This is a genomic window from Vulgatibacter incomptus (assembly GCF_001263175.1).
In the GTDB taxonomy this organism is placed as follows: Bacteria; Myxococcota; Myxococcia; order Myxococcales; family Vulgatibacteraceae; genus Vulgatibacter; species Vulgatibacter incomptus.
Genome location: NZ_CP012332.1, coordinates 501,656 through 526,213 on the forward strand (window position 1 = coordinate 501,656; position 24,558 = coordinate 526,213).

The following is a 24,558-nucleotide window of genomic DNA, read 5'->3' on the forward strand; positions in this document are numbered from 1 at the left end:
CCCACCGGGCGGGCCATGCTAAGCCAACTTCACATTTTTCGAGATTCTTTCGGAGAGTGGGCGCGGTTTCGCCCGCTCTTTTGTTTTTCAGGCATGAGCGAAATTTTCCGAGATACAGCCGAGCGCGTTCGCGAGCTCTCCGAGCCCATCGTCGAGGCGGAGGGAATGGAGCTCGTCGACGTCGAGTACCTGCGTGAAGGCGGCCGCTGGGTGCTTCGCCTCTTCATCGACAGGCCGGAGGGTGTGGGGCTCGACGACTGCCAGTCCATCTCACGCCAGGTGGAGAAGCTCCTCGACGTCGAGGACGTGATCGAGCCCGCCTACTCGCTCGAGGTGAGCAGCCCGGGCATCGAGCGCCCGCTCAAGAAGCGGGAGCACTTCGAGCAATTCGCCGGGCGCCAGGTCGAGATCAAGACCTACGGCCCGATCGGCGATCCGCCCCGCAAGAATTTCAAGGGCCGATTGTTGGGGATGGGATCGGGCGGAGAGATCGAGGTCGAGATCGACGGCAAGACCTTCGCGGTGCCGTTCGACAAGGTGGCCAAGGCCCACCTCGCATTGGACCTCGACGCGCTCGCCAAGGATCTGCGCGGGAAGTAGCCGAGGGGGCTTCGCGCGCGCAAAACATTGGACGAAACGGAGAAAAAGCGATGCAGACCGGAATGGGCGCGAGCTTGAACCTGAACCTGATCATCGACCAGGTTGCGAAGGACAAGGGGATCGACCGTCGGGTGATCGTCGATCTGCTGGAGCAGGCGATCCTCACCGCAGCGAAGAAGACCTTCGGCGCGGAGCGGAACCTGGAGGCGCACTACAGCCCGGAGAAGGGCGTGGTGGAGGTCTTCCAGGCGCTCTCGATCGTCAAGGAGATCACCGATCCGCTCCAGGAGATCAACCAGCTCACCGTCACCGAGGCCCGCGCAAAGGGCATCGAGGCGGAAGAGGGCGACGAGCTCGTCTTCCAGATCTTCTACCGCGACGAGGACGCCGCGGAGGCCAAGGCGCAGGACGACCGCTACGGCGACATCCTCCGCCTGCGCACCTTCCGGCGCGGCTTCGGCCGCATCGCCGCCCAGACCGCGAAGCAGGTGATCCTGCAGCGGACCCGAGACGCCGAGCGCGACAACGTCTTCAACGAGTTCAGGGACCGCAAGGGCGACCTGGCCACCGGCACGGTGCGGCGCTTCGAGCGCGGGAACATCATCGTCGACCTGGTCCGCGCCGAGGCGGTGCTCCCGATCCGCGAGCAGATTCCGCGTGAGACGTATCGGGCCGGCGACCGGATCCAGGCCTACGTCTCCGACGTGCTCCGCGAGTCGAAGGGGCCGCAGATCGTCCTCTCCCGCGCGTCGATCCACTTCCTCGCCAAGCTCTTCGAGATGGAGGTCCCCGAGATCGCCGAGGGCGTGGTGGTGATCGAGGCCGCCGCCCGCGAGCCCGGCGGGCGCGCGAAGATCGCCGTCTCCTCCAGGGACTCGGACGTGGATCCCGTCGGCGCTTGCGTCGGCATGAAGGGCTCCCGCGTCCAGGCCGTGGTGCAGGAGCTGCGCGGCGAGAAGATCGACATCGTCCCCTTCGATCCGGATCCGGCGCGCTTCGTCTGCTCTGCGCTCGCCCCTGCCGAGGTCTCGCGGGTGCTGATCGACGAGGCGAACCACGCGATGGAGATCATCGTCCCCGACGATCAGCTCTCCCTCGCCATCGGCCGCCGCGGCCAGAACGTGCGCCTCGCGGCGCAGCTCTCCGGCTGGAAGCTCGACATCAACTCCGAGAGCCGCGTGAAGGAGATGCGCGAGTTCGCGTTCCACTCGCTCTCGCAGCTCCCGGGCATGACCGACACCCTCGTGGAGGTTCTATACGCACACGGCTTCCGCAAGGCGAAGGACGTCGCCGACGTGCAGGCGGAGATGCTCGCGCAGATCCCGGGGATCACCTCCGAGATGATCGGGCCGATGCAGGACAAGGCGCGGTCGCAGATGTACGACGACGCGGCCGAGCTCGCCCGGCTCGAGCAGGAGCGGGAGGAGGCCCGGCTCGCGGAAGCGCGGCGGCACCCCGACGAGCTCAGCCAGACGGAGCGCCTGATGCGCATCCGCGGCCTCGGCGAGAAGGGCGTGGAGCAGCTCGCCAAGGGCGGCTACCGCACCGTCGAGGACGTGATCGCAGAGCAGGATCCCATGAAGCTCGGCGATCAGACGGATCTGGGCGTCAAAAAGGCGAAGCAGATCAAGCACGCCGCCGAGCAGTATCTCGCCGAGGAGACGCGCCTGCGCGCCGAGCTCGACGCGGAGCGGGCGAAGCTCGCCGCCGCCCGAGCGCTCGACGCGGCCCGGGCGACCTCGTCCGCCGACGCGGAAAAGTAGGTCGGTGGGAGAGCGTCCGACGCGCACCTGTGTGGGGTGCGGAAGCCGGGGACCGAAGGAGGAGCTCCTTCGGATCGTTTGCGGGCCCGAAGGCGACGTCCACGTGGACGCGCTCATGAGGGCCCAGGGAAGGGGCGCCTACGTCCACCGGACGAAGGAATGCCTCGAGAAAGCGCAGGGACCGCGCGCGCTGGGAAGGGCCTTTCGAGGCCGGGCGCGCCGCCCGGCGGAAGGGGCGCTCCTCGACGAGGCATTGGCCGTCGCCGGGCGGCTCGAAGATGAGGAAGCGGGCAGAGGCGGTGGTTGACCTCGTGGTTGACCTCTCGGCCCCATCGGACTACTAACGGCGCTCCCGTTGTTGCCCCCGGACGGCGTGGCTCGGGAGCAAGACGCCCGGGGAAGACAGAGGATTATGGCGAAGAAGCGCGTGTACGAGCTTGCGAAAGAGCTCGGGATGCAGAACAAGGAGCTGGTGGATTGGCTCCAGGCCCGCGGCTACGACGAGGTCAAGTCGCACTCGAGCTCGCTCGACGACGACGTCGCGCAGTCCGTGTTGGACAAGGTGCTCGCGGCGCGCAATCCCGCGCCGGCGGCCCCGGCGGCCCAGGGATTCGTGGTGCGCCGCCGCCGCGCCGAGCCGAGCGCTCCGGCGGCCGAGGCCGCCCACGGCGAGGCACCCGCTGCGCATGCAGCGGAGGAGGCCGAGGCCGAGGCTCCCGCCGAGGAGTTCGAGGCGGCGCCCGCTGCTGAGGAAGAGATGGCCCCAGAGACGGCAGAGGAGCCCGTCGTCGCCGAGGAGCCCGAGATCGTGGCGAAGGCCGAGGTCGAGGCCGAGGAGGCTGCGCCCGCTCCGGTTCCGGAGGCGCCGCCCGTGCCCGTGGCCCCTCCCGCTCCTGTCGCTCCTGCCGCTCCCGCGGCACGGGACACCCGTCCGGCCCAGGAGCCTCGTGCGCTCTCGCCGAGCCAGATGGCGGCGGCCCATGCGGTTCCGACCCCGAACATGCCTGGCATCCGGGGCCCCAACGTGCCCGCCCAGGCCGGTGTCGACCACCGCACCCTGCGCCCCACCGCCACCCAGGCCGTGGTGATCTCGCGGCCGCTGATCCCGGTGCGCCGGGTGACGCCGCCGTCGTCCACGTTCAAGCCCGCTCCGGCTGCACCCGGCAAGCGCGCGATCGGCGAGGTCCGCGAGTTCCGCGTGGTCCCCGATTCGCAGGGCCGTGGGCGCGACTTCATCGACGTCACCCGCACCGGCGCCGGTGGCCCGGCCCGCGGTCGTCGCGGCGCTGGCCGCGCCGCTCCCGCTGCGGCTCCCGGCGGAATTCCGTCGAAGCAGGATCTGATCGACCTGGCCAAGGGCCGCGGCGGCGCGCTGCCGGTTCGCGCCCGCAAGCGCAAGCCGACCAAGAAGGGCGCCAAGACCCTCATCACCACGCCGAAGGGGTCGAAGCGCGTGATCCGGGTCGAGGAGGCGATCAGCCTCACCGACCTCTCGCAGCGCCTCGGCGTCAAGGCGAACGACCTCATCCGCAAGCTGATGCGGATGGGCGTCCCCGCGCAGATCAACCAGATGCTGGACGTCGATACGGCCCAGCTCCTTGCCGCCGACTACGACTACACGGTGGAGAAGGCGGGCTACATCGAGGAGGAGTTCATCTCCGCCGTCGAGGATCGCCCGGAGGATCTGGTCTCGCGGCCGCCGGTCGTCACGATCATGGGTCACGTCGACCACGGCAAGACGTCGCTCCTCGATGCGCTCCGCCACGCCAACGTGGCCAAGGGCGAGGCGGGCGGGATCACCCAGCACATCGGCGCCTACTCGGTGCAGACGGCCAAGGGTCCCGTCACCTTCCTCGACACGCCGGGTCACGAGGCCTTCACGGCCATGCGCGCCCGCGGCGTTCAAGCCACTGATGTCGCAGTGCTGGTGGTGGCCGCCGACGACGGCGTGATGCCGCAGACGGTGGAGTCCATCAACCACGCGAAGGCGGCGGAAGTCCCGATCATCGTCGCCATCAACAAGGTCGACAAGCCCGAGGGCAACCCGGACCGCGTCAAGCAGATGCTCGCCGAGCACGGCCTCGTCCCCGAAGAGTGGGGCGGCGAGACGATCATGATCCCGGTCTCCGCCAAGGCGAAGCTCAACCTGGATCAGCTCCTCGAGTACATCGCGCTCCAGTCCGAGGTCCTCGAGCTGGGAGCGAACCCGACGAAGCCCGCCAGCGGTGTGGTGATCGAGGCGAAGCTCGAGAAGGGCCGCGGCCCCGTGGCCACGGTGCTGGTGCAGGAGGGCACGCTCAAGGTGGGCGAGGCCGTCGTCACCGGCACCCACTTCGGCAAGCTCCGCGCGATGACCGACGACAAGGGTCGCCCGGTCAAGGAAGTGAAGCCCGGCTATCCGGTGGAGATCGTCGGCCTCTCGGGCGTCCCGTCCGCGGGCGACGAGTTCCACGTGGTCAAGGACGTGCGCGCCGCCGAGGAGGTCGCCAAGAACCGCGAGCTCCAGGAGCGCAAGAAGGAGCTCACCAAGACCTCGAAGCTCACCCTCGAGGAGATCTTCGCGAAGGCCGGCAAGGCCGACCAGAAGGAGCTCAAGATCGTCCTCAAGGCCGACGTCCAGGGCTCCACCGAGGCGGTGGCCCAGGCGCTCGACAAGCTCTCCACGGCGAAGGTGCGGGTCCACATCATCCACAAGGGCGTGGGCGCCGTCACCGAGTCGGACATCAACCTCGCCAAGGCCTCCGGCGCCGTCGTGCTCGGCTTCAACACGAAGGCCGAGAGCAAGGTCGCCGAAGTGGCCAACCGCTTCGGGATCGACGTCCGTCACTACACCGTGATCTACGAGGCGGTCGACGACGTTCGCCTCGCGATGGAGGGGCTGCTCGACATCCTCACCCGCGAGCGCACCATCGGCAAGGCCGAGGTCCGGACGCTCTTCAGCGTCCCGAAGTTCGGCGTCATCGCCGGCTCCGCGGTGCTGGACGGCAAGATCCTCCGCTCGGCCTACGCGCGGGTCCTGCGTGGCGGCAAGAAGGTCTTCCAGGGGAAGATCTCCTCGCTGCGCCGCTTCAAGGACGACGTGAAGGAGGTCGTGCAGGGCTTCGAGTGCGGTATCGCGCTCGAGGGCTACACGGAGCTCGCGGCCGGCGACATCATCGAGGCCTTCGACATCGAGCAGATCCGGCAGAAGCTCTAAGACGAGCTTGCTCCGGACGACGAGCGGGGGCTGCCCACAAGGCGGCCCCCGTCGCGTGTCGGGGATCTGGATCGTTCGGATTCGACCGGGTGTTGAGAAGCATATGGTGATCGGCACTCTCCGCTTCGTCCTCCAGATCCCTGGGGTGGCCTCGCTCAAGGGCAAGCGCCACATCCTGCGAAAGGTGATCGACCGGGTCCGGGCGCGCTTCAACGTCTCGGTTGCCGAGGTCGGCGACAACGACCTCTGGCAGCGCGCGACCATCGGCGTCGCCGCGGTGGGCAACGAACCTGCCTTCGTCAACGAGGTGTTGGACAAGGTGCTCCGCTCGGTGGACGAGAGCGGGGTCGAGGCCTGGGTGGTCACCCACCAGCTCGAGATCACCACGGTCGGCGACGTCTACGGCGGGATCCCGGGCGTCGGCCCGGAGCGGACGCTGGCGGAGGCGGAAGGTCTCGTCGACCACGAGGATGAGGATGAAGACGCCCTCTTCGAGGGCGAGGAGCTCCCGACTCTCGAGGAGCTCGAAGCCGCGGCGGAGATCGAGCTCTCCACGCCGCGAGGACCCCCGCGCAGGCGGGGATAGGGGATTTTCGAAATGCACGACAGACCGCAGCGCGTGGCGCACCTCATCCAGCAGGAGCTGGGGCGCCTCTTCACCAAGGGTTTCAAGGATCCGCGGATCACCGGCTTCGTCACGATCACCGGCGTGAAGCTCAGCCCCGACCTCAAGCAGGCGGTGGTCTACTACTCGGTGCTGGGCGAGCCGTCGGAACCCAAGGAGACGGCCGCCGGCCTCAAGGCCGCGGTGGGCTACATCCGGCGCGAGGTCGGCCAGACCCTCAGCCTGCGCTACACGCCGGAGATCAAGTTCATCTTCGACGAGGCCATCGAGCGCGGCGACCGGATCGAGCGTCTGATCAAGGAGATCAAGGACCGCGACGCAGAGGCCCGGTCCGAGGACGAGACGAAGGAATAGCGCCATGGACGGCATCCTCATCGTCGACAAACCCGAAGGTCCCACCTCCTTCGACGTGGTGAAGCGGCTCCGCCGTCTGGGCCGCGATCGCAAGGCGGGCCACACGGGCACCCTCGATCCGATGGCAACGGGCGTGCTCCCGATCTGCCTCGGAGACGCGACCAAGCTCGTGCCCTTCGTGATGGAGGGCGAGAAGGACTACGAGGGCGTCGTCGCGCTCGGTGTCGAGACCGACACCTACGACGCCACGGGGACCCCGGTGGAGGAGCGCGACCCGTCCGGCATCGGGCGGGGCGACGTGGAGGCGGCGGTGGCCGCCATGGTCGGCGAGTACTGGCAAACGCCGCCGATGTACTCCGCGGTGAAGGTCGGCGGGCGCAGGCTCTACGAGCTCGCGCGCAAGGGGGAGGAGGTCGAGCGGAAGCCGCGCAAGGTGCGGATCGACTCCATCGAGCTGCTCGACTGGGATCCGTCCGCCGCGACGGCGAGGATCCACGTCCGCTGCGGCAAGGGGACGTACATCCGCTCGATCGCTCACGAGCTGGGCCAGACCCTCGGCGTCGGCGGGCACCTGGCCCGCCTTCGTCGCCTCCGTACCGGCTCGTTCCCGATCGAGCGGGCCGTCCCGTTCCAGGTGGTGCTCGACGTCATGGCCGCCGGGCGGGAGGCCGAGCTCGAGGCCCACCTCGTCGGCATGCGCGATTGCTTGCCCGAGCTCCCCGAGATCGTGGTGGACGACGCCCGGGCGCGGAAGGTCCTTCACGGGATGGCGCTGGGCGGTCGCGACCTCGCCGAGTGCGGGTCGAGGCGGCTGGAGGACGGGGCGCAGGTCCGGGTCGTCGCGCCGGACGGCGGGCTCCTCGCGGTCGGCGAGATGGAGCGGGGCGGCCTTCGCTACGCGAGGGTCCTGGTCGGGAGGGGTTGAGCGCAGAAAACCGAGGTCGGCGAACGAAAAGGCGCGCCTTCGCGCTGGGCGCGAAGGCGGTTGACCCAATGCTGTTTTCCCCCTAAGTTCCGCCGCCTGCTGGCGCCCCAGGCGCCGCGCAAGTGACTTCGGGCCGCCCCCTCTGCTCCGCTCCGCGGATGGGGACCAACTGGCCCGGCCGAGCCCCCAGGGGCCCGGTCTGGAGCGGAGGAAAGAAGAACCAGATGGCACTTCTCAAGGATCGGAAGCAGGAGCTCGTCAGCAAGTTCGCCCGCAAAGAGGGCGACACGGGTTCCCCCGAGGTGCAGATCGCGCTCCTCACCGAGCGGATCGTCTACCTCACCGAGCACTTCAAGACCCACGCGAAGGATCACCACTCGCGTCGCGGTCTGCTCAAGCTCGTCGGCCAGCGGCGCCGCCTCCTCGACTACCTCAAGGGGAAGGATCTGAACCGCTACAAGACGGTCATCGAGCAGCTCGGCATCCGGAAGTAGGTCCGGGTCCCGGGCGGGGGCGCTCCTTGGCGAAGGGAGCGCCTCCTTCCGCCTGCCGAAGTCTTTCGGGGGACGTTCGGCGGAGCTTTTGGTTTCCGATTGGAGCGGCCGAGGCATCGGCCGCTGCGATCAGAGATCAAGAGTCTCCGACCGATTCCTCCAGAGCGCGAGGCGGGCAGTTCGCCGTTCATCCCGGCCAGCAGGCCGTGGGAGGAATCAAATGAAGCACATCATCAAGACCGCGTCGATCGGCGGCAAGGAAGTCACGATCGAGACCGGCAAGATTGCCAAGCAGGCCGACGGCTCGGTCTGGGTGCGCCAGGGCGACTCCATCGTCCTCGTCACCGCCGTCAGCGCCAAGGAGAAGAAGGAGGGTCTCGACTTCTTCCCCCTCACCGTTGACTACGTGGAGAAGCTCGCCGCTGCGGGCAAGATCCCCGGCTCGTTCTTCCGTCGCGAAGGCCGCCCCACCGAGAAGGAGACGCTTTCCTCCCGCGTGATCGACCGCTCGTGCCGGCCCCTCTTCCCCGAGGGCTACCAGAACGAGACGCAGATCATCGCCACGGTGCTCTCGGCGGATCCGGCCGTCGACCCCGACGTCCTCGCGCTCACCGGCGCCTCCGCGGCGCTGGCCTGCTCGGACATCCCGTTCAACGGGCCCATCGCCGGCGTGCGCGTCGGCCGCCTCGACGGCACGTTCGTCGCCAACCCGACCTACGAGGAGCGCGAGCGCTGCGACCTCGAGATCTTCATGGCGGCCTCCGCCGACGCGATCGTGATGGTCGAGGGCGGCGCGAGCGAGGTCTCCGAGGACGTGATGGTCGAGGCGCTGCTCTTCGGCCAGAACGCCGTCAAGGATCTCCTCCGGGTCCAGAACGAGCTCACCGCCGAGCTTGGCAAGACCGTGAAGCGCGCCTTCGACCCGCCGAAGGTCGACGAGGCCCTCAAGGCCGAGTTCAAGGCGATCGCGTGGGAGCCCATCCGGGCCGGCTACGCCATCGGCGAGAAGCTCGAGCGCTACGCCGCCCTCTCCGCGGCCAAGAAGTCCACCCTCTCCGCCATGAAGGAGAAGCTCGGCGACGCCTACGCCGCGCGGGAGAAGGAGCTCAAGGGCTTCTTCGAGGACTTCAAGTACGACTACATGCGGCAGATGATCGTGAACGAGGGCGTTCGCATCGCCGGCCGCAAGCACGACGAGGTCCGCGATATCTGGATCGAGACCTCTGCGCTGCCCCGCAGCCACGGCTCCTCGATCTTTACCCGCGGTGAGACGCAGTCGATCTGCACGGCCACGCTGGGCACCGCCGACGACGAGCAGCGGATCGAGATGCTCACGGGCATGCACTTCAAGAAGTTCATGCTCCACTACAACTTCCCGCCCTACTCCGTGGGCGAGGTGAAGTTCCTCCGGTCGCCCGGCCGCCGCGAGATCGGCCACGGCGTGCTCGCCGAGCGTGCGCTGCGCTACGTGATGCCCACGCCGGAGCAGTTCCAGTACGTCGTGCGCCTCACCTCCGACATCACCGAGTCCAACGGCTCGTCGTCGATGGCCACCGTCTGCGGCGGCTGCCTCGCGCTCATGGACGCCGGCGTTCCCATCAAGGCGCCGGTGGCCGGCATCGCCATGGGTCTGATCAAGGAGGGCGACAAGATCGCCATCCTCTCGGACATCCTGGGCGACGAGGATCACCTCGGCGACATGGACTTCAAGGTCTGCGGCACCAAGGCCGGCATCACGTCCATCCAGATGGACATCAAGATCGGCGGCGTGACCAAGGAGATCCTCGAGCGGGCGCTCTACCAGGCGCGCGACGGCCGGAACCACATCCTCGGCAAGATGCTCGAGGCGCTCCCCGCCACGCGGTCGGAGATCTCCCAGTACGCTCCGCGGATCACCACGATCAAGATCCGCCCCGAGCGCATCAAGGACGTCATCGGGCCCGGCGGCAAGGTGGTGAAGGACATCATCGCCCGCACCGGCTGCGCCATCGACATCAACGACGACGGCACCATCAACATCGCGTCGTCCGAGTCGTCCAAGGTCGACGCCGCCATCCAGATGATCCGCAACCTCACGCAGGAAGCGGAGATCGGCAAGACCTACCTCGGCACCGTGCGCCGGGTGGTGGAGTTCGGCGCCTTCGTGGAGATCTTCCCCGGCACCGACGGCCTCGTTCACATCTCCGAGCTCTCCGACAAGCGCGTCAAGGCCGTTACCGACGTGCTCAACGAGGGCGACGAGGTGCTCGTGAAGGTCGTCTCCGTCGACCGCCAGGGCAAGATCCGCCTCTCGCGCAAGGAGGCCCTCAAGGAGGCCGGCGGCGGCGAGGGCGGCGAGGCCGCGCCCGAGGGCGAAGGCAACGCCTGATCGGCGACCCAGCCGCCGCGAACGAACGCGGCGCCTGATCGACGACCGAGCTAGACCGTAGCGAAGAGGGCCGTCCCGGCACACGGGGCGGCCTTTTTCTTTACACGCCGGGCACGATTCGCTTTCACAAGCGTCGCGACGCTGAGCTCCCCTGTTCGTCGATGAAACGCTGCCCTTCCGTCTCGGCGGATGCTCTCTTCCAGGGCAAGCGACCACCTCCTTGCCCCCGATTGTGTCACCCATGTCCCTGGACTCCGGTGTCACCCGGTCACCGATCTCGGCAGCACGATCCGTTACCTATCCACGCGATCTGGACCTGGCCGAATCCCCGCCCGAACCCCCGATGTCAGGGGTCCGCGATAGGATCTGTGCCGATTCATGTTGGGGGACAGACCATGCGAAAGCGGTGTTCTGACGGGCAGTTGGAGATGCGGTTGCCGATGTGGGGAGGTCGCCGAACGGGCGCGGGACGGAAGCCCGTCGGCCCCCGACCTGGCGTTACACATTCGGCGCGCGGCGCGTTGGCGAGCAGGCACCCGGTCCACGTCACCTTGCGGGTGCTGGACGACGTCTGGAACCTTCGCAGCAGGCGATGCTTCCGGGTCATCGAGGCCGCGCTCTTCCGCGGTTCGAATCGCCTCGGTCTCCGACTCACGCACTACTCCGTGCAAGGAAACCACCTGCACCTCATCGTCGAGGCCCGCGACACCCAGGCGCTGTCGCGGGGGACGCAGGGCCTGAGCGTACGCATCGCGCGAAGCCTCAACCGGCTGATGGGGCGCAGAGGAAAGGTCTTCGCCGATCGCTTCCACTCGCACGTGCTGCGCACGCCCCGCGAGGCGCGCAATGCGATCCACTACGTGCTCGGCAACGCGCGGATCCATGCGCGCCGACAGGGCCGCTCGACCTCGGCGCATCCGGACCCCTACGCGGCGGGACCCATCGACGGGGGCGCGTCGTCGGCGCTCCGCTCCGTCGTCCCTCCGCGGACGTGGCTGCTCCGGGTCGGGTGGCGCGTGAGGAGCGACGGCGGTCCGGCTGGGCCGGCCTGAGTCGACGACGGGCCATCTCTCGCAACAGCGGAAGCTCCCGCCGCAGGGCTGAATCCTCCGGGATTCCCCCTCGATGAAGCTATAATGCCCGAACCTCGACGCGCCTGGAGGCGAAGGATGGGGCCACTTGGCTCGCCGAGCCCAGAGCAGCTCGCCCGGCGACGGATCGATGCGATGCTCGAGGCGTCGGGCTGGCCTGTGCAGAGCCGAGCAGAGCTGAGCAGAGCTGAACCTCGGGGCCGGCGAAGGCGTGGCCGTGCGCGAGCTGCACACGGCCACGCCGACTACTGAAACTCGGTTCTCGAGGCCTGTCGAGATGGAGCAGCTGTCGAGCGACAAGAGCGGTTGATCCGGAGGACATGAGCGAGTCATGAGAGCCAAGATCCTGATCCCGATGCTCGTCCTCGCTTGCGGGGCGTGCTCGTCCCGTGATCACGAGACTCCCCCTCCGATAGACGATCCGAAATGTACGGAGGCCAATCCGTGCATCGACTCGGTCCGGGTGGAGCCGGAGGAAGCCTCGGTATCGGTGGGCGGCTCTCTGATGCTGTACGCGTTTGACGCTGACGATCGGCCGATCCCGGTCGGCCGCGTCGCGTGGACCTCGAGCGACCCGGTGGTGGCGACGGTCGACGCCGAAGGGCGGGTGACGGGCCTGTCCCCCGGCGTCGCCACGATCGCCGCCAAGGCAGGCAGCGCCACCGCGTCCAGCCGTGTGGCGGTCGAGAGGCCCGTCGTTGCAGCGATCGAGATCCAGGGCGCGTCCGCCGTCGAGCTGATCGTCGGGCAGAGGCTGCAGCTCGCAGCCATCGTCCGCGACGCGAATGGGGAGCGGCTGACGGACAGAGAGCTAGAGTGGTCTTCCGACGCGCTCAACGTGGTGGCGGTCGACGGCTCGGGGTTCGTCCGCGCGGTTTCGCCGGGCTCCGGCAACGTGACTGCCTCGGTCGAAGGCGTGAGCGCATGCGTCGCGATTCGGGTCTACGCCGCTCCCGTGGTGTCGGTCCGCCTGAAGGCGGCCAAGAGTTCCATCGCCATCGGCGAGGAGCTCGCGATTGCAGTGACAGTGGAGAACTCGCGGGGTGAAGTGCTCGATCGGGAGGTCCGCTGGAACGCCCTCCCCGAAGATCGTGTCTCGTTCGAAGATGGGGCAGTCGTCCGGGGCGTCCGGGCGGGTCGGGTCGAAATCCGGGCGGAGGTCGACGGAATCTCCGGATCGCTTGCCCTCGAGGTGGTTGGACACCCGACCTCGATCGCGATCGACGGGGCGCCACGAATCGATGTCGATCTCGGCGAATCTCGACAGCTTCGCGCCGTCGTCCTGGACGAGAACGGCGACCCGATCGACGGGAAGGAGCCGGTCTGGACCGCGAGCGACTACCACTTCGCCATCGTCTACGTTCAGGGCGCTATGGAAGCGCGGAAGCTCGGGACGATCATGGTCACGGCGACCTACGGCGGTGTCCAGGCACGAGCCCTTCTCCGCGTGGGCATCCCCCGTTTCTCGCGCATCACGGGAGGCGAGGGATCCGTCTGCGGGATCACCGGGGATGGGCGGGTGTTTTGCTGGGGGCAGCCACATGGGTTGCAAGCGGTGGTCGTCAATGGGCTGTATCGGACGGTCTACGCGCCCGCTCGCGTTCTTCCCGGCTTCGGGCTCGAGAGCTTGACCGTGGGCACTTTTCGGCAGACCGGAGGAGCATCGAGCACCGACACCCATTATTGCGGGATCCTCCTCGGAGGCGACACCTTCTGCTCCGGCGTGAACTATTTCGGCGTCGTCGGGAACGGCACCACGGCTCCCGCCTCCGAGCCCTACGTATTCGGACAAGCGTTCAAGCTCGTGGATACGGGGCTCACCCACGGATGTGCGATCGACCAGGACGACCTCGCCTGGTGCTGGGGCAGGAACGACTTCGGACAGCTCGGCACTGGCGACGAGGTGGAACGGTGGGTTCCGACCCCGGTGGCGGGCGGGCTGAGATTCTCGAGCATCTACGCCGCCCGGGACGGAGGGGCGACCTGCGGAATCACCACTTCTGGCGATGCGTGGTGCTGGGGTCGGAACCAGAGCGACGCCCTCGGCAATGACACCGAGCAGGACAGCAGCGTTCCGGTCCCCGTCTCGGGCGCGATCGCCTTCCAGAGCATCTCGATCCTCTCCGGTCTGCCGGGTGCCGTTGTGGACGGCTTCGACTCCAGCAGCGGACACGCCTGCGGCCTATCGCGGGATGGGCAGGGCTACTGCTGGGGCAAGAACGGCTGGGGGCAGCTGGGCAACGGCGGCATCGAGCCCTCGAGCGTTCCGGTCGAGGTCGCGGGGGGCCATACCTTCCGCCAGATCGAGATTTCCCACCCCTACCGATCCGAGTGGGACTCCACCTCGTGCGGCCTGACGACCGATGGCGAGGTTCTCTGCTGGGGAAGCGGCTACAACGGCGAGCTCGGACGTCCTTGCAACTCCCCGGTCGAATGCGAGGCGACCGAGCCCCGCCCGGTGGAAGGGGATTTCCGCTTCGAACAGCTCGCGATCGGTGGAGGGACGATCTGTGGCCTGTCCAGGGATGGCGTTGCCTACTGCTGGGGCGCGATCGTGAGCCAGGCCACGACTTGGGAGCCGACGCCCATCTTCGGCCAGGAGCGGTGGGTCGAGGATCCGTAGGCCGCCGTGCGACGGCAGCCGTTCGAAGGTTGATCAGGAGGGCCAGATCGGGACATCTGCGAGGTATGAGAGCGAAGATCTGGATCCCGATGCTCGTCCTGGCTTGCGGGGCGTGCTCCTCCCGGCATCACGAGGCTCCCCCTGTGATCGAGGAGCCGAAATGCACCGAAGCCAATCCGTGCGTCGACTCGGTTCGCGTGGAGCCGGAGGAGGCCTCGGTCCTGGTGGGCGGCACGCTGAAGCTGACCGCATTCGACGCCGACGACCGGCCCATCCCGGCCGGCCGGGTCACGTGGACCTCGAGCGACCCGGTGGTGGCGGCGGTCGACGCCGAAGGACGGGTGGCGGGCGTCACGCCCGGCGTCGCCACGATCGCCGCCAAGGCGGGCAGCGCCACGGCATCAAGCCGCGTGGTGGTCGAGGGGCCTACCGTCGCGGCGGTGGAGATCCAGGGCGCGTCCTCCGTCGAGCTGGTCGTCGGGCAGCGGCTGCAGCTCGCGGCCATCGTTCGCGACGCGACCGGAATGCGGCTGACGGACCGGGAGGTGGAGTGGTCCTCGGACGCGCCCAACGTCGTCGCGATCGAGGGCTCGGCGGGGTTCGTCCGCGCGGTCTCGCCAGGCTCGGGCAACGTGACCGCCACGGTCGAGGGCGTTAGCGCTTCCGTCGCCGTACGGGTCGTCGCCGCTCCCGTCGCGTCCGTTCGCGTGAACGCGGCGAAGAGCTCCATCGACATTGGCGAGGAGCTCGAACTAGACGTAACCGTTACGAACACGCGCGGAGAGGTGCTCGACCGGGAGGTGCGCTGGAGCGCCGTCCCGGAGGGCCGCGTCTCCTTCGAGGGCGCGGTCGTGCGTGGCGTCCGGGCGGGCCCGGCCCAGCTTCGAGCGGAGGTGGACGGCGTCGTCGGGACGCTCCCACTCACGGTAATCGGACACGCGGCCTCGATCGCGATCGAAGGTGCGCCGCGGATCGACGTCGATCTCGGCGAATCCCTGCAGCTCCGCGCGGCCGTCCTGGACGAGAACGGCGACGCGATCGAGGGGAAGGTGCCGCTCTGGATTGCGAACGACCCCGAGATCGCGCGGGTCGACCTCCAGGGCGCGTTGGTAGCGCGCAAATTGGGTACGCTCACCGTCGCGGCTTCGTACGGCAGTGCCCAGGCGCGAGCGGAGGTCCGCGTGGGAATCCCCCGCTTCGCGCGCCTCACGGGAGGGGAGGGATCCGTCTGCGGGATCACCTCCGACGGGCGGGCGTTCTGCTGGGGTTCACCGCATGGTTCGCGGTACAACGAATCTGTCCGCGTCCTTCCCGACTTCAGGCTCGAGAGCTTGACCCTGGGGACGATCAGGCCGGGCGGGGCCAGTTCGCCACTCGACACGCACTATTGCGGGATCCTGGTTGGAGGAGACGCCTTCTGCTCCGGTGGCAACGACTTCGGAGTCCTCGGCAATGGCAGCACCAGTCCTGCGTTCGAGCCCTACATCTTCGAACAAGCCTTCAACGTCATGGATTCGGGCCTCACCCACGGATGCGCCATCGACCAGGATCACCTGGCCTGGTGCTGGGGTAGGGGCGACTTCGGGCAGCTTGGCGACGGCAACACGGCGGATCGGTCGGCCCCGTGGCCGGTCCAGACCGGGCTGAGATTCTCGAGTATCCACGCCGCCCGGGACGGAGGGGCGACCTGCGCCATCACGAGCTCGGGCGAGGCGTGGTGCTGGGGCCGGAACCACAGCGGCGCCCTCGGCAATGGAACGGAGCAGGACAGCCACATTCCGGTCCCCGTCTCCGGCGGGATCGCCTTCGACAGCGTCTCGATCGTCTCCGGGCTGCCGGGATCGGTCGTGCATAATTCCCTCACGTCCGGACATGCGTGTGGCGTGTCGCGTGAAGGGAAGGGCTACTGCTGGGGCACGAACTCGTGGGGGCAGCTGGGGAACGGCGGCGTCGAGCCGTCGAGCGTTCCGGTCGAGATTGCCGGTGGCCATTCCTTCCGCCAGATCGAGATCTCCCACTCGTACCGATCCGAGTGGGACTCCACCTCGTGCGGTCTGACGACCGACGGCGAGGTCCTCTGCTGGGGAACCGGCTACAACGGGGAGCTCGGACGGCGTTGCACCTCCCCGGTCGAATGCGAGGCGGTGGAGGCCCGCCCGGTCGGAGGGGGCCTCCGCTTCGAAGAGCTCGCGGTCGGAGGCGGGACGTTCTGCGGCCTGTCCGGGGACGGCGTCGCCTACTGCTGGGGGAGCTTTCGCCAGGGTGTGACGTGGGAGCCGACGCCCATCTGGGGTCAGCAGCGGTGGCTGGAGGGTCCGGCACACCTCGCCAACACCAACCAGGATCTGCCTGGCGGCGAGTGAGCCGAGAAAGGACCGGGGCGGACGAACGCCCCAGCTCGCTCGTGCCGCCTAAAACATGTACGAAAGCGCCAGCCCGCCCGTGTGATGCCAGGTGCCCTCGAAAAACTGCCCGGGCTCTGAGCCGCGGCCCAGGTCGTATTCTATGGTGAGGAGCACGTGTCGACCGAATGACACGTCCACGCCCAGCCGAGGCCCGAGCACGAGCTCGCTCGTCGTTTCAAAAAAACCCGTCGCGCCCGCCACCGGGTTCCGATACGTCGTCGTAGCGGTACTGGCGACGAATCCTCCGGTGAAGAGATAGATGGAATCGGAGAGCGGTGCTCGCAGCCTCGTGCCGGTCCAGAGGCTCCCGCCCAGGTCGGGGATGGCGAACAAGCCGAGCTCCAGCGCCAACTACCTCGCGGGAATCCACTGCGCTTGCCAGCCTCCGAAGTGACTGGGGCCGAGGGCGACGAGGCCGAGTCCGAACGTCGGCCGCCGATCGGGAGGATCGAAGCGGGGGGACAGCGACTGGATCTCGCTCGTGGCCAGCTTGAGCTGCCGACGGTCGCCGAAGAGGAGGGAGTCCGCCGGAACCTCGAAGTGCAGCTCCTCTCCCTCCAGCGCGACGGATCCGATCGGCATCGTGACGACCGGGAGGCAATCTCTGATTTGGAAGGACTTCTCCAGGTCCGAACAGCCGCGATTGACGTCGACGAGAAGCTCGGGCGAATAGCTCGAGTCCACTTGGAACGACTCTTCGCCGTCGTGGACCTCGATGGCAGCGCCTGCCGCCACCGCCACGACCTCCGGCAACCGCTCGACCGGAATCTGAACGGTGGTGTGGGCGCAGCCCGAGAGCAGGACCGCCGCCACGGTGGAGATGAAGACTGCCTCGACGAATCGCGTGCGACAAACGCCCAGCGCCATGGATTGCCCCCCCTCTCGAGGGGTGATCCTACCCGAAAGTACGGTAGCGAGCTTGACCGTGGGGAATCGATTCGGGAAGTTGCCGCCATGCAGCTCCGGATCCTTCGCGTCGGTGGCAGGGGCGAGCCCCTGCCGCTCCCGTCCTACGCCACCGCCGGCAGCGCCGGCCTCGACCTCCGCGCCGACGTCGAGGTGCACCTCTCGCCTGGCGAGCGAAAGCTCGTCCCGACCGGTATCGCAATCCAACTCCCCGACGGCTTCGAGGGCCAGGTGCGCCCGCGCTCCGGCCTCGCGCTACGGCACGGCGTCGGCATGGTGAACGCGCCCGGTACGATCGATGCCGATTACATCGGGGAGATCGGTGTCATACTAGTTAACCACGGGCAAGAGGTCGTGCGCTTCGAGCGGGGCGACCGGATCGCCCAGCTCGTCATCGCGCGCTTCGAGCGCGTGTCCCTCGTCGAGGTCGACGCCCTCGAGCAGACGGATCGCGGAGCGGGAGGCTTCGGCCACTCCGGGCACCGATGACGCGGTTGCTCGCTCCGGACCCCGGCGCCTGATGCGCGGCGCTACATGGGCCAGGCCTTGAGCGCCTCCAGGATCTCGTGCGCGACGCCCCTGGCGGAGGCCGGGTTCTGGCCGGTGACCACGTGGCCGTCGCGGACGACGTGGGGCTTCCAGGCGGGGCCGTTCTCGTAGCGGGCGCCGAGCTCGCGGAGCTTGGTCTCGAGGAGGAAGGGCACTACATCGGCGAGGCCGACGGCGACCTCCTCCTCGTTGGTGAAGGACGTGACGCGGTGGCCGCGCAGGAGTGGCTCGCCGTCGGGCTTCACGGCGCCGACGAAGGCGGCGGGGCCGTGGCAGACGGCGGCGACGACGGCCTTGCGGCGGTAGGTCTTGGAGAGCTGCTCGGACGCCAGGGAGTTGGCGAGATCCCACATGGGGCCGTGGCCGCCAACGACGAGGACGGCGTCGAAGACGTCGTCGCCGAGGTCGTCGAGGCGGCGGGTCTGGGCGAGCTTGCCCATCGCGTGCTCGTCGGCCAGGAAGGCCTTCATGTCCTCGGTCGGCTCCTCCTGGCTCCGCGGATCGATGGGAGGGCGGCCGCCGCTCGGCGTGGCGATCTCGAGCTTGGCGTGGCCCTTGAGCGCCACGTACGGGGCGGCGAGCTCCTCGAGCCAGAGGCCGGTCTTCCGGCCGGTGGCGCCGAGCGAGGCGTGGCTCGTGGCGATGAGCAGGATCCTGGGCTTGGCGTTCTGCATGGCGTCTCCCGCGGGGTGGGGCGAGGTTCCGGGAAACCTACGCCCCCGCCCGGCGGGAGACACCACCCGCTGGGGGCGGTTCTGTTCGAGCGTCAGTTGTTGGGCGCGCCCGAGTTGATCCAGTCGCGGACCGTATTGAGCTGGGTCGCGTTCAGGTAGTCGCCCGTCCTGGGCATGCGTTCGCCGCAGCTCTGGGTGCCGGCGAGCTTCCGGTAGAGGAAGCTGTTCGCGGCGTCGCCCGCGACGATCCGGGTGTTGCCCGGACAGCTCGTCGAGGCCACGCCGACCGTGTTCGCGTGGAAGGTCGACTTCGACGACCCGACGCTGAAGCCACCGCCGTTGGTGCCGTGGCAGCTGGAGCAGCCCTTGGCCTGGATGATCGGCCACACGTCGCCGCTGAGCGTCGGGGTGGGGGCGACGCACTGGCCGGCGGAGGTGCAGGTCGCCGGGGCGGTGCAGGTGCCGCAGGAGCCGCCGCAGCCGTCGTCGCCGCACGACCTGCCGTCGCACTGGGGAACGCATTGGCAGTGTCCGGCCTCGCAGGCGAAGCCGGCGGTGCAGCCCGGAGCGCAGGTGCCGCCGCAGCCGTCGCTCCCGCACTCCTTGCCCGCGCAATTGGGAGCGCAGACACACCGCCCCGTGGCGTTGTCGCAGGTCCGATTGGTGCCGCAGGTACCGCAGGAACCGCCGCAGCCGTCGGGGCCGCACTGCTTGCCCGTGCACTGCGGGGCGCAGGCGCAGTGACCGCCGTCGCAGCGCTGCCCGGGGCCGCAGCCTTCGCCGCAGGCGTGTCCACAGCCGTCGTCTCCGCATTCACGACCGGTGCAGTCACCGGTACAGGCGTCTACACATCGACCCGCGGCAGTGTCGCATGCCTGGCCCGCCGCGCAATCGCCGCAGGATCCGCCGCAGCCGTCGGGGCCACAGCTCCTGCCGTCGCACTGCGGAGTACAGACACAGGTGCCCGCCGCGTTGCAGGACTCGCCGTCGGAGCAGGTGCCGCAGGACTCGCCGCAGCCGTCGTCGCCGCACTCTTTGCCGTCACAGTTCCTCGCGCATGCGCACGTCCCGTCGTCCTGGCACTGCTTGCCGGCCGGACATTCCCCGCAGGAGGCCCCGCAGCCATTGTCGCCGCACGACTTCCCCTCGCAGTTCGGCCGGCAAGGCTCCTCGACGCAGACGTGGGAGGCGTTGCAGACGAAACCGGAAGCACAGGTGCCGCAGGTCCCGCCGCAGCCGTCGTCTCCGCACTGCATGTCTGCCGTGCAATGGGGCACACACGAGTCCGGGATGCAGGAACCGTCGCGGCAGGAATTGCCCGCTTCGCAGGAACCGCAGACGCCGTTGCAGCCATCCGAGCCGCAGACGCGGCCCTCGCATCGCGGCTCGCATCTGCCGCCGTCGTCGCCACCTCCGCCACACGAAAGACAGACCGCTACGACCAGGAGACCACACCCAATCCCGAGCAGACGCGAAACGACGGCCGAACTCATGACGACCTCGATAATTTCAGGGGCGGCAAGATCCTTTCATTTGGGGAGACAAAGTGTCAATCGGTTCGACAGGCCAGCCCGTCGCTCTGAACGGCTCGAGGCCTATCTGCCGGCGATCCAGGCGGCGAGCCGCGGCGCCTCCCGCTTCCGGAGCTCGTCGCGAAGCTCCATCTCCTGGAGCGCAATGGCGATGGCGCGGCGGGCCTCTTCGACCGGGTGGGCCTCGAAGAAGCGCTTCATCTCGCCGCGCTTCGCGAGGGGCAGGGCGCCGAGGCCCTCCACCAGGCGGGAGATCTGCATCAGGCCGGCGCGCTCGACGACCTCGCTCCAGCGGGACGAGAGGAAGCGCCACGTGGCGAGGGTGGAGGCGGGCCGGGACAGCAGGGGCCGGAGGACGCCGACCATCGACTCCTGGGGAACGACGTCGGAGAGGGAGAGCTCCAGCACGGCCTTGACCAGCGCAGGACGCTCGAAGGCGGAGAGCGCTCCCAGGTAGCGGAGCTGCTCCTCGGGGGGCGCCCGGCGCTGGCGGCGGCGCTCGTATTCGGCCACGTAGGTGTCGAGCCGGCGCTTGTCGCCAGTGAGGGCGGCAAGGCGGACGACGACCGACGCGAGGTTGGCGTCTACCGAGGCAGGGGCTGCCCGCTCCTGGTCCGCCCGAAGGGTGGCCTCGCGCAGGACGTCCTCGTCGCGGGCGAGGTCTCCCAACGCGGCGATGACCGCCGCACGGGCGGAGGCGCGGGCCGGATCCCCGCCGGGCTCGGGCTCCCAGCCGAGGTCGGCGAGGGCGGGGCGGAGGAGCTCGCCCACGAAGGCGCGTAGGGCGGGGAGGCTGGCCTCGTCGGCGAGGCGGTGGACGAGGACGTCGAGGCGGCCGGCGACGGCCTCCAGGACGACGTAGTCGCGCTCGTTCCGATAGGCGGCGAGCAGATCGAGGAAGCGATCGATGGGGGCCTGGCCGCAGAGCACGAGGGCCCAGGCGTCGTCGAGGAGCGTCTGCCGCTCCACCGCGGTGAGCCCCTCGAGCCCCGCGCCGGTGAGCCGAGCCAGGAGGTCCTGGGAGAGCGCCACCCGATAGAAGCCGACGCCGTCGGCGTTGCCGTGGAGCCACGCGGCCTTGCCGGGGAGCTCGTGCTCGATCTCGTTCTCCTCGAGCAGGATTCGGCTCGTGGAGATCTTCTTGCCGTCGGACCAGCGGATCTGCACCGGGATCTTCCAGCGCTGATCGTTGGGCTTCTCCGCCGCCTCGGGCCGCGCGAAGAAGCGCCGCTGCGAGAGGCGGAGCACCGTGCGGCCCCCGCTCTCCTTGGCCTCGATGCGCACCAGCGGGAGGCCGGACTGCAGGATCCAGCTCTCTGCCAGCGCCCCGACGTCGCTCCCCGACGCCTCGCCGAGAGCTCTCCAGAGATCCGCGCCGGCGGCGTTCTTGTCCTTGTAGCGGTCGATGTAGACGCGCAGGCCGTCGCGGAAGGCCTCCGCCCCCAGCCACGCCTCGATCTGTCTCAGGACGCAGCACCCCTTGTAGTAGGTGATCGCGTCGAAGAGCTCGGTGACCTGGCCCGGGCTCTCGACCTCCGAATAGATCGGGTGCGTGGTCTCGAGGGCGTCGAGGCCCATGGCGTTGCGGCGCATGGCCTGGAAGTCGTCCCAGATGCGCCAGCCGGGCTGCCACTCGTCCACGGCCTTGTGGCTCACCCAGGTGGCGAAGGCCTCGTTCAGCCAGAGGTCGTCCCACCAGCGCATGGTCACGCGGTTGCCGAACCACTGGTGCGCGATCTCGTGGGCGATGGTCTCCGCGATCTGCTTCTTGCCGTGCCAGGAGGTGGTGGCCTCGTCCATCAGCAGGAGCTGCTGGCGGTAGAAGATCGCGCCGGCGTTCTCCATCGCTCCGGCGTCGAACGCGGGCAGCGCCACCTGGTCGAGCTTGCCGTAGCGGTAACGCTGGCCGAAGTACTGGGTGAACCAGGGCAGAACCTGATCGGTCACCTCCTCGGCGAACCGGGCCTGGTCGAGCTTGCCGGGGAGCGCGAGCACGCGGCAGGGCGTGCCGGCCACCTTGCGCACGGCGGTGGCCTCGTAGCGGCCGACCGTCACCGCGGCGAGGTAGGTCGGAAGCACCTTGGTCGGTTCGAAGCGGTGCACCTCGGTGCCGGTCTTGGGGTCGCGTCGCACCGAGACCGGCGCGCCGTTCGTCACCACCGTGAGGCCGGGGTCGGTGCGCACCGTCCACTGCAGCGTCGCCTTGCGGTCGGGCTCGTCCCAGCAGGGGAAGATCGCCCGGGCCTCTGCCGCCTCGCACTGGCTGGCGATGGCGCGCTCCGGCCCGTTCTTCGCGAGGTAGAGGCCGTTCATGCCGGGGTCGAGCTTGCCGGTGTAACTCAGAGTGAGCGTCAGCTCGCCCTTGGGAAGCTCCTGGTCGAAGCGAAGCGTGAGCGTCTGTGCGGCGGCGTCGGCCTTCACCTTGGCGGCGAGGCGGCGGCGGCCGACTTTGGCGAACGCTTCGATCACCCGCAGGCCTCGGCCGTGGAGCACCACCTGGTCGGTCGCTTTCGCCACGCGGGCGGTGACGATCACGGTGCCGGAGAAGCCCCTGCGGCGCAGGGAGACGTCGAGGTCGATCTCGTAGGCGCTGGGGACGACGTCGCGGGGGAGGCGGTAGGCGGTTTCGCTCATGGTCCCGCAGGCTATCCCGCAGTGGTGCCGGCCGTCGCTGGCAAATCTCACCGGGTGCGGCGTGCCCGGCTCGGGATCAAGTCGGCGCCCGTTCCTCACCTGGGCCGGAGACGAGGCTCACGAAGCGGGCCCCGACGAGCTCCGAACCAGAGTCCAGAGCGCCGCCGCGCTTGTGGAAGACGGTGACCACTTCGGCGCCACCGGGACCCATGGGCTGCACCAGGATCCCGCCCTCGGCGAGCTGCTCCACCAGGGGTGGGGAAACGTCGGGCGACGCGGCGGCGACCACGATGGCGTCGTAGGGCGCCAGCGGCGGATGACCCAGCGTACCGTCGCCGTGGATCACGGTGACGGTGGTGATCCCGGCGTCGCGCAGGTTCCGGCGCGCCCCTTCCGCCAGCCCGGCGAAGCGCTCGATCGTCACGACCTCGGCGCAGAGCCGAGACAGGACCGCCGCCTGGTAGCCGAGGCCGGTTCCGACCTCGAGGACGCGCTCGTCCCCTTCGAGGCGCAACGCCTCGACCATCCGCGCCACGAGCGACGGCTGGGTGGTCACCTGCCCGTCGGGGATCCGGATCGGCGTGTCGTTCTGCGCGAGAAAGCGGAAGCTCGTCGGCACGAAGGCCTCGCGCTCGATCGTGGCGATGGCGTCGAGCACCCTCGCGTCTCGGACGCCCGTGCGGCGGCTCGCCGCCACCAGCGGCGATTCGATGCCCATGTAGGGAAGGAGGGCGCTTCGATCGAAGAGGTCAACCCCGCGACGTCTCCGTCAGGAGGCCGCGCGCTCCGAGACCAGCCGGACGAACTCGGCCTCGCTGAGGATCTGGATGGCCTCCCCAGCGTCGCGCCGCGCCTCCGCCTCGCGGAGCTTCGTCGTCGACTGGGCGCCGCCGGCGGTCCCCACCACGAGGATCCGGGTCTTCCCGTTCACCGCGCTGCCGTAGCTCCCGCCAGCGTCCACCACGCGCTGCATGGCCTCCAAGCGGTCCATAGAGGCGAGGTCGCCGGTGAAGACCACGCGCATGCCGTAGAGCGGATGGCCGGGATCGACGAGGTTCACCCGGGGCGTGAGCGCCCCCTGCCTCGGCGTCGGCGTCCGGTGGACCCAATCGCCCGGCTGGGGAACCGGATCGATCGGATGGTGGGCGCAGCCGTCGTGGAGGGAATCTGGGCCGCATCGGAGATGAGCCAGGAGCTCGGCCAGCGAGCCGGCGCCATACCGCCGGCATGCCCCCAGGGCGATCTGCGCGCAGGCCTCGGCGTCGGCCAGGGCGTGGTGGTGGCGGAACTCGAAACCCAGGCTCGAGGCCACGGTCTTCAGGTCGTAGCGGGGAAGGCTCCAGGTCCTGCGGGCGAGGGAGACGGTGCAGGCGTAGTCGAGCGACGGATAGGGGAGCCCGCCCTGATCGAGCACCTGCTTCAGCACGCCGACGTCGAAGGCGGCGTTGTGTGCGATCACCAGCCGGCCCTCGAGGAGGGGCGCCAGCTCCGGCCAGAGCTCGGCGAAGGTCGGCGCGCTCGCTACGTCGCGGGCGGTGAGGCCGTGGATGGCGACATTGTGGCGGTTGAAGACGTTGGGCGTCGGCCGGATCAGGAAGTACCTGCGATCCACGACCGCGTCGCCCTCGACTAGGGCCAGGCCGATGGAACAGGCGCTGCTTGCGGCGGCGTTGGCCGTCTCGAAGTCGATGGCGACGAACATCTCTCTCTTTCGGCCAACGCGCCGCGGCGCGGGAACATGCGCCGATTCTACCGGACGCGCGCCCCTTGCGCCCCCCGACGAGATCGGCTAGGCGCGTCTTTTCCAAAGGAGCTGCCG

Annotated in this window: 20 protein-coding genes; 13 read left to right on the forward strand and 7 right to left on the reverse strand. The window is 69.0% G+C overall.

What is annotated here, in order from left to right; translation table 11 throughout:
- Positions 1–93 precede the first annotated feature (93 nt).
- The 12 genes from AKJ08_RS01970 (at position 94) to AKJ08_RS19005 (ending at position 16,402) form a co-directional block, all read left to right on the forward strand.
- Complete coding sequence (locus AKJ08_RS01970) at positions 94–600, forward strand: ribosome maturation factor RimP (protein ID WP_050724522.1); 507 nt, start codon at positions 94–96, stop codon at positions 598–600.
- Positions 601–650: 50 nt separating this feature from the next.
- Complete coding sequence (gene nusA / locus AKJ08_RS01975) at positions 651–2,363, forward strand: transcription termination factor NusA (protein WP_050724523.1); 1,713 nt, start codon at positions 651–653, stop codon at positions 2,361–2,363.
- A 31-nt stretch (positions 2,364–2,394) separates the two neighbouring features.
- A complete protein-coding gene (locus tag AKJ08_RS20800; RefSeq protein ID WP_050724524.1) occupies positions 2,395–2,670 on the forward strand; it encodes a YlxR family protein in 276 nt (91 codons plus the stop codon).
- A 105-nt stretch (positions 2,671–2,775) separates the two neighbouring features.
- Positions 2,776–5,559, forward strand: a complete 2,784-nt coding sequence (gene infB / locus AKJ08_RS01985) for a translation initiation factor IF-2 (protein WP_050724525.1) — start codon at positions 2,776–2,778, stop codon at positions 5,557–5,559.
- Between the two features lie 103 nt (positions 5,560–5,662).
- A complete protein-coding gene (locus AKJ08_RS01990; protein WP_050724526.1) occupies positions 5,663–6,145 on the forward strand; it encodes a DUF503 domain-containing protein in 483 nt (160 codons plus the stop codon).
- Between the two features lie 12 nt (positions 6,146–6,157).
- Positions 6,158–6,538: a 30S ribosome-binding factor RbfA gene (gene rbfA / locus AKJ08_RS01995; RefSeq protein ID WP_050724527.1), complete on the forward strand. Its 381-nt coding sequence runs from the start codon at positions 6,158–6,160 to the stop codon at positions 6,536–6,538.
- A 4-nt stretch (positions 6,539–6,542) separates the two neighbouring features.
- On the forward strand, positions 6,543–7,463 hold the full coding sequence (truB, locus tag AKJ08_RS02000; RefSeq protein ID WP_050724528.1) for a tRNA pseudouridine(55) synthase TruB: 921 nt from the start codon (positions 6,543–6,545) through the stop codon (positions 7,461–7,463).
- A 224-nt stretch (positions 7,464–7,687) separates the two neighbouring features.
- Positions 7,688–7,957 carry a 30S ribosomal protein S15 gene (rpsO, locus tag AKJ08_RS02005; protein ID WP_050724529.1) on the forward strand — a complete coding sequence of 90 codons (270 nt, stop codon included), beginning with the start codon at positions 7,688–7,690 and terminating at the stop codon, positions 7,955–7,957.
- A gap of 220 nt (positions 7,958–8,177) precedes the next feature.
- Positions 8,178–10,325, forward strand: coding sequence for a polyribonucleotide nucleotidyltransferase (gene pnp, locus AKJ08_RS02010; protein WP_050724530.1), 2,148 nt, complete (start codon positions 8,178–8,180; stop codon positions 10,323–10,325).
- Between the two features lie 521 nt (positions 10,326–10,846).
- Positions 10,847–11,377: a hypothetical protein gene (locus AKJ08_RS02015; RefSeq protein ID WP_240475413.1), complete on the forward strand. Its 531-nt coding sequence runs from the start codon at positions 10,847–10,849 to the stop codon at positions 11,375–11,377.
- 370 nt (positions 11,378–11,747) lie between these two features.
- Positions 11,748–14,039, forward strand: a complete 2,292-nt coding sequence (locus tag AKJ08_RS02020) for an Ig-like domain-containing protein (protein WP_050724532.1) — start codon at positions 11,748–11,750, stop codon at positions 14,037–14,039.
- A gap of 65 nt (positions 14,040–14,104) precedes the next feature.
- A complete protein-coding gene (locus AKJ08_RS19005; protein WP_050724533.1) occupies positions 14,105–16,402 on the forward strand; it encodes an Ig-like domain-containing protein in 2,298 nt (765 codons plus the stop codon).
- Positions 16,403–16,450: 48 nt separating this feature from the next.
- Here the strand turns inward: AKJ08_RS19005 and AKJ08_RS02030 are convergent, their stop codons facing one another.
- Positions 16,451–16,795 (reverse strand): hypothetical protein, encoded by a 345-nt coding sequence (locus AKJ08_RS02030; protein ID WP_050724534.1) that lies wholly within the window; start codon positions 16,793–16,795, stop codon positions 16,451–16,453.
- Positions 16,796–17,311 (reverse strand): hypothetical protein, encoded by a 516-nt coding sequence (locus tag AKJ08_RS02035; protein WP_050724535.1) that lies wholly within the window; start codon positions 17,309–17,311, stop codon positions 16,796–16,798.
- Positions 17,312–17,398: 87 nt separating this feature from the next.
- Here AKJ08_RS02035 and dut point away from each other — a divergent pair, with 87 nt between their 5' ends.
- Entirely contained in the window at positions 17,399–17,839 is a 441-nt protein-coding gene (dut, locus tag AKJ08_RS02040) for a dUTP diphosphatase (RefSeq protein ID WP_050724536.1), read from the forward strand.
- Between the two features lie 41 nt (positions 17,840–17,880).
- Here dut and AKJ08_RS02045 read toward each other — a convergent pair whose 3' ends face one another.
- The 5 genes from AKJ08_RS02045 to AKJ08_RS02070 form a co-directional block, all read right to left on the reverse strand.
- Positions 17,881–18,573 carry a type 1 glutamine amidotransferase domain-containing protein gene (locus AKJ08_RS02045; protein ID WP_050724537.1) on the reverse strand — a complete coding sequence of 231 codons (693 nt, stop codon included), beginning with the start codon at positions 18,571–18,573 and terminating at the stop codon, positions 17,881–17,883.
- 92 nt (positions 18,574–18,665) lie between these two features.
- Positions 18,666–20,066, reverse strand: a complete 1,401-nt coding sequence (locus AKJ08_RS19010) for a hypothetical protein (protein WP_157370411.1) — start codon at positions 20,064–20,066, stop codon at positions 18,666–18,668.
- A gap of 102 nt (positions 20,067–20,168) precedes the next feature.
- Positions 20,169–22,739, reverse strand: a complete 2,571-nt coding sequence (locus tag AKJ08_RS02060) for a M1 family metallopeptidase (RefSeq protein WP_050724540.1) — start codon at positions 22,737–22,739, stop codon at positions 20,169–20,171.
- A gap of 76 nt (positions 22,740–22,815) precedes the next feature.
- Positions 22,816–23,457 carry a protein-L-isoaspartate(D-aspartate) O-methyltransferase gene (locus AKJ08_RS02065; protein ID WP_050724541.1) on the reverse strand — a complete coding sequence of 214 codons (642 nt, stop codon included), beginning with the start codon at positions 23,455–23,457 and terminating at the stop codon, positions 22,816–22,818.
- Between the two features lie 51 nt (positions 23,458–23,508).
- A complete protein-coding gene (locus tag AKJ08_RS02070) occupies positions 23,509–24,441 on the reverse strand; it encodes an exonuclease domain-containing protein (protein WP_050724542.1) in 933 nt (310 codons plus the stop codon).
- Positions 24,442–24,558 lie beyond the last annotated feature (117 nt).

Coding starts and splice junctions, on each gene's coding strand:
- AKJ08_RS01970 (WP_050724522.1), top strand. CDS start 94: ATGAGCGAAATTTTCCGAGATACAGCCGAGCGCGTTCGCGAGCTCTCC.
- nusA (WP_050724523.1), top strand. CDS start 651: ATGCAGACCGGAATGGGCGCGAGCTTGAACCTGAACCTGATCATCGAC.
- infB (WP_050724525.1), top strand. CDS start 2,776: ATGGCGAAGAAGCGCGTGTACGAGCTTGCGAAAGAGCTCGGGATGCAG.
- AKJ08_RS01990 (WP_050724526.1), top strand. CDS start 5,663: ATGGTGATCGGCACTCTCCGCTTCGTCCTCCAGATCCCTGGGGTGGCC.
- rbfA (WP_050724527.1), top strand. CDS start 6,158: ATGCACGACAGACCGCAGCGCGTGGCGCACCTCATCCAGCAGGAGCTG.
- truB (WP_050724528.1), top strand. CDS start 6,543: ATGGACGGCATCCTCATCGTCGACAAACCCGAAGGTCCCACCTCCTTC.
- rpsO (WP_050724529.1), top strand. CDS start 7,688: ATGGCACTTCTCAAGGATCGGAAGCAGGAGCTCGTCAGCAAGTTCGCC.
- pnp (WP_050724530.1), top strand. CDS start 8,178: ATGAAGCACATCATCAAGACCGCGTCGATCGGCGGCAAGGAAGTCACG.
- AKJ08_RS02020 (WP_050724532.1), top strand. CDS start 11,748: ATGAGAGCCAAGATCCTGATCCCGATGCTCGTCCTCGCTTGCGGGGCG.
- AKJ08_RS19005 (WP_050724533.1), top strand. CDS start 14,105: ATGAGAGCGAAGATCTGGATCCCGATGCTCGTCCTGGCTTGCGGGGCG.
- AKJ08_RS02035 (WP_050724535.1), bottom strand. CDS start 17,311: ATGGCGCTGGGCGTTTGTCGCACGCGATTCGTCGAGGCAGTCTTCATC.
- dut (WP_050724536.1), top strand. CDS start 17,399: ATGCAGCTCCGGATCCTTCGCGTCGGTGGCAGGGGCGAGCCCCTGCCG.
- AKJ08_RS02045 (WP_050724537.1), bottom strand. CDS start 18,573: ATGCAGAACGCCAAGCCCAGGATCCTGCTCATCGCCACGAGCCACGCC.
- AKJ08_RS19010 (WP_157370411.1), bottom strand. CDS start 20,066: ATGAGTTCGGCCGTCGTTTCGCGTCTGCTCGGGATTGGGTGTGGTCTC.
- AKJ08_RS02060 (WP_050724540.1), bottom strand. CDS start 22,739: ATGAGCGAAACCGCCTACCGCCTCCCCCGCGACGTCGTCCCCAGCGCC.
- AKJ08_RS02065 (WP_050724541.1), bottom strand. CDS start 23,457: ATGGGCATCGAATCGCCGCTGGTGGCGGCGAGCCGCCGCACGGGCGTC.
- AKJ08_RS02070 (WP_050724542.1), bottom strand. CDS start 24,441: ATGTTCGTCGCCATCGACTTCGAGACGGCCAACGCCGCCGCAAGCAGC.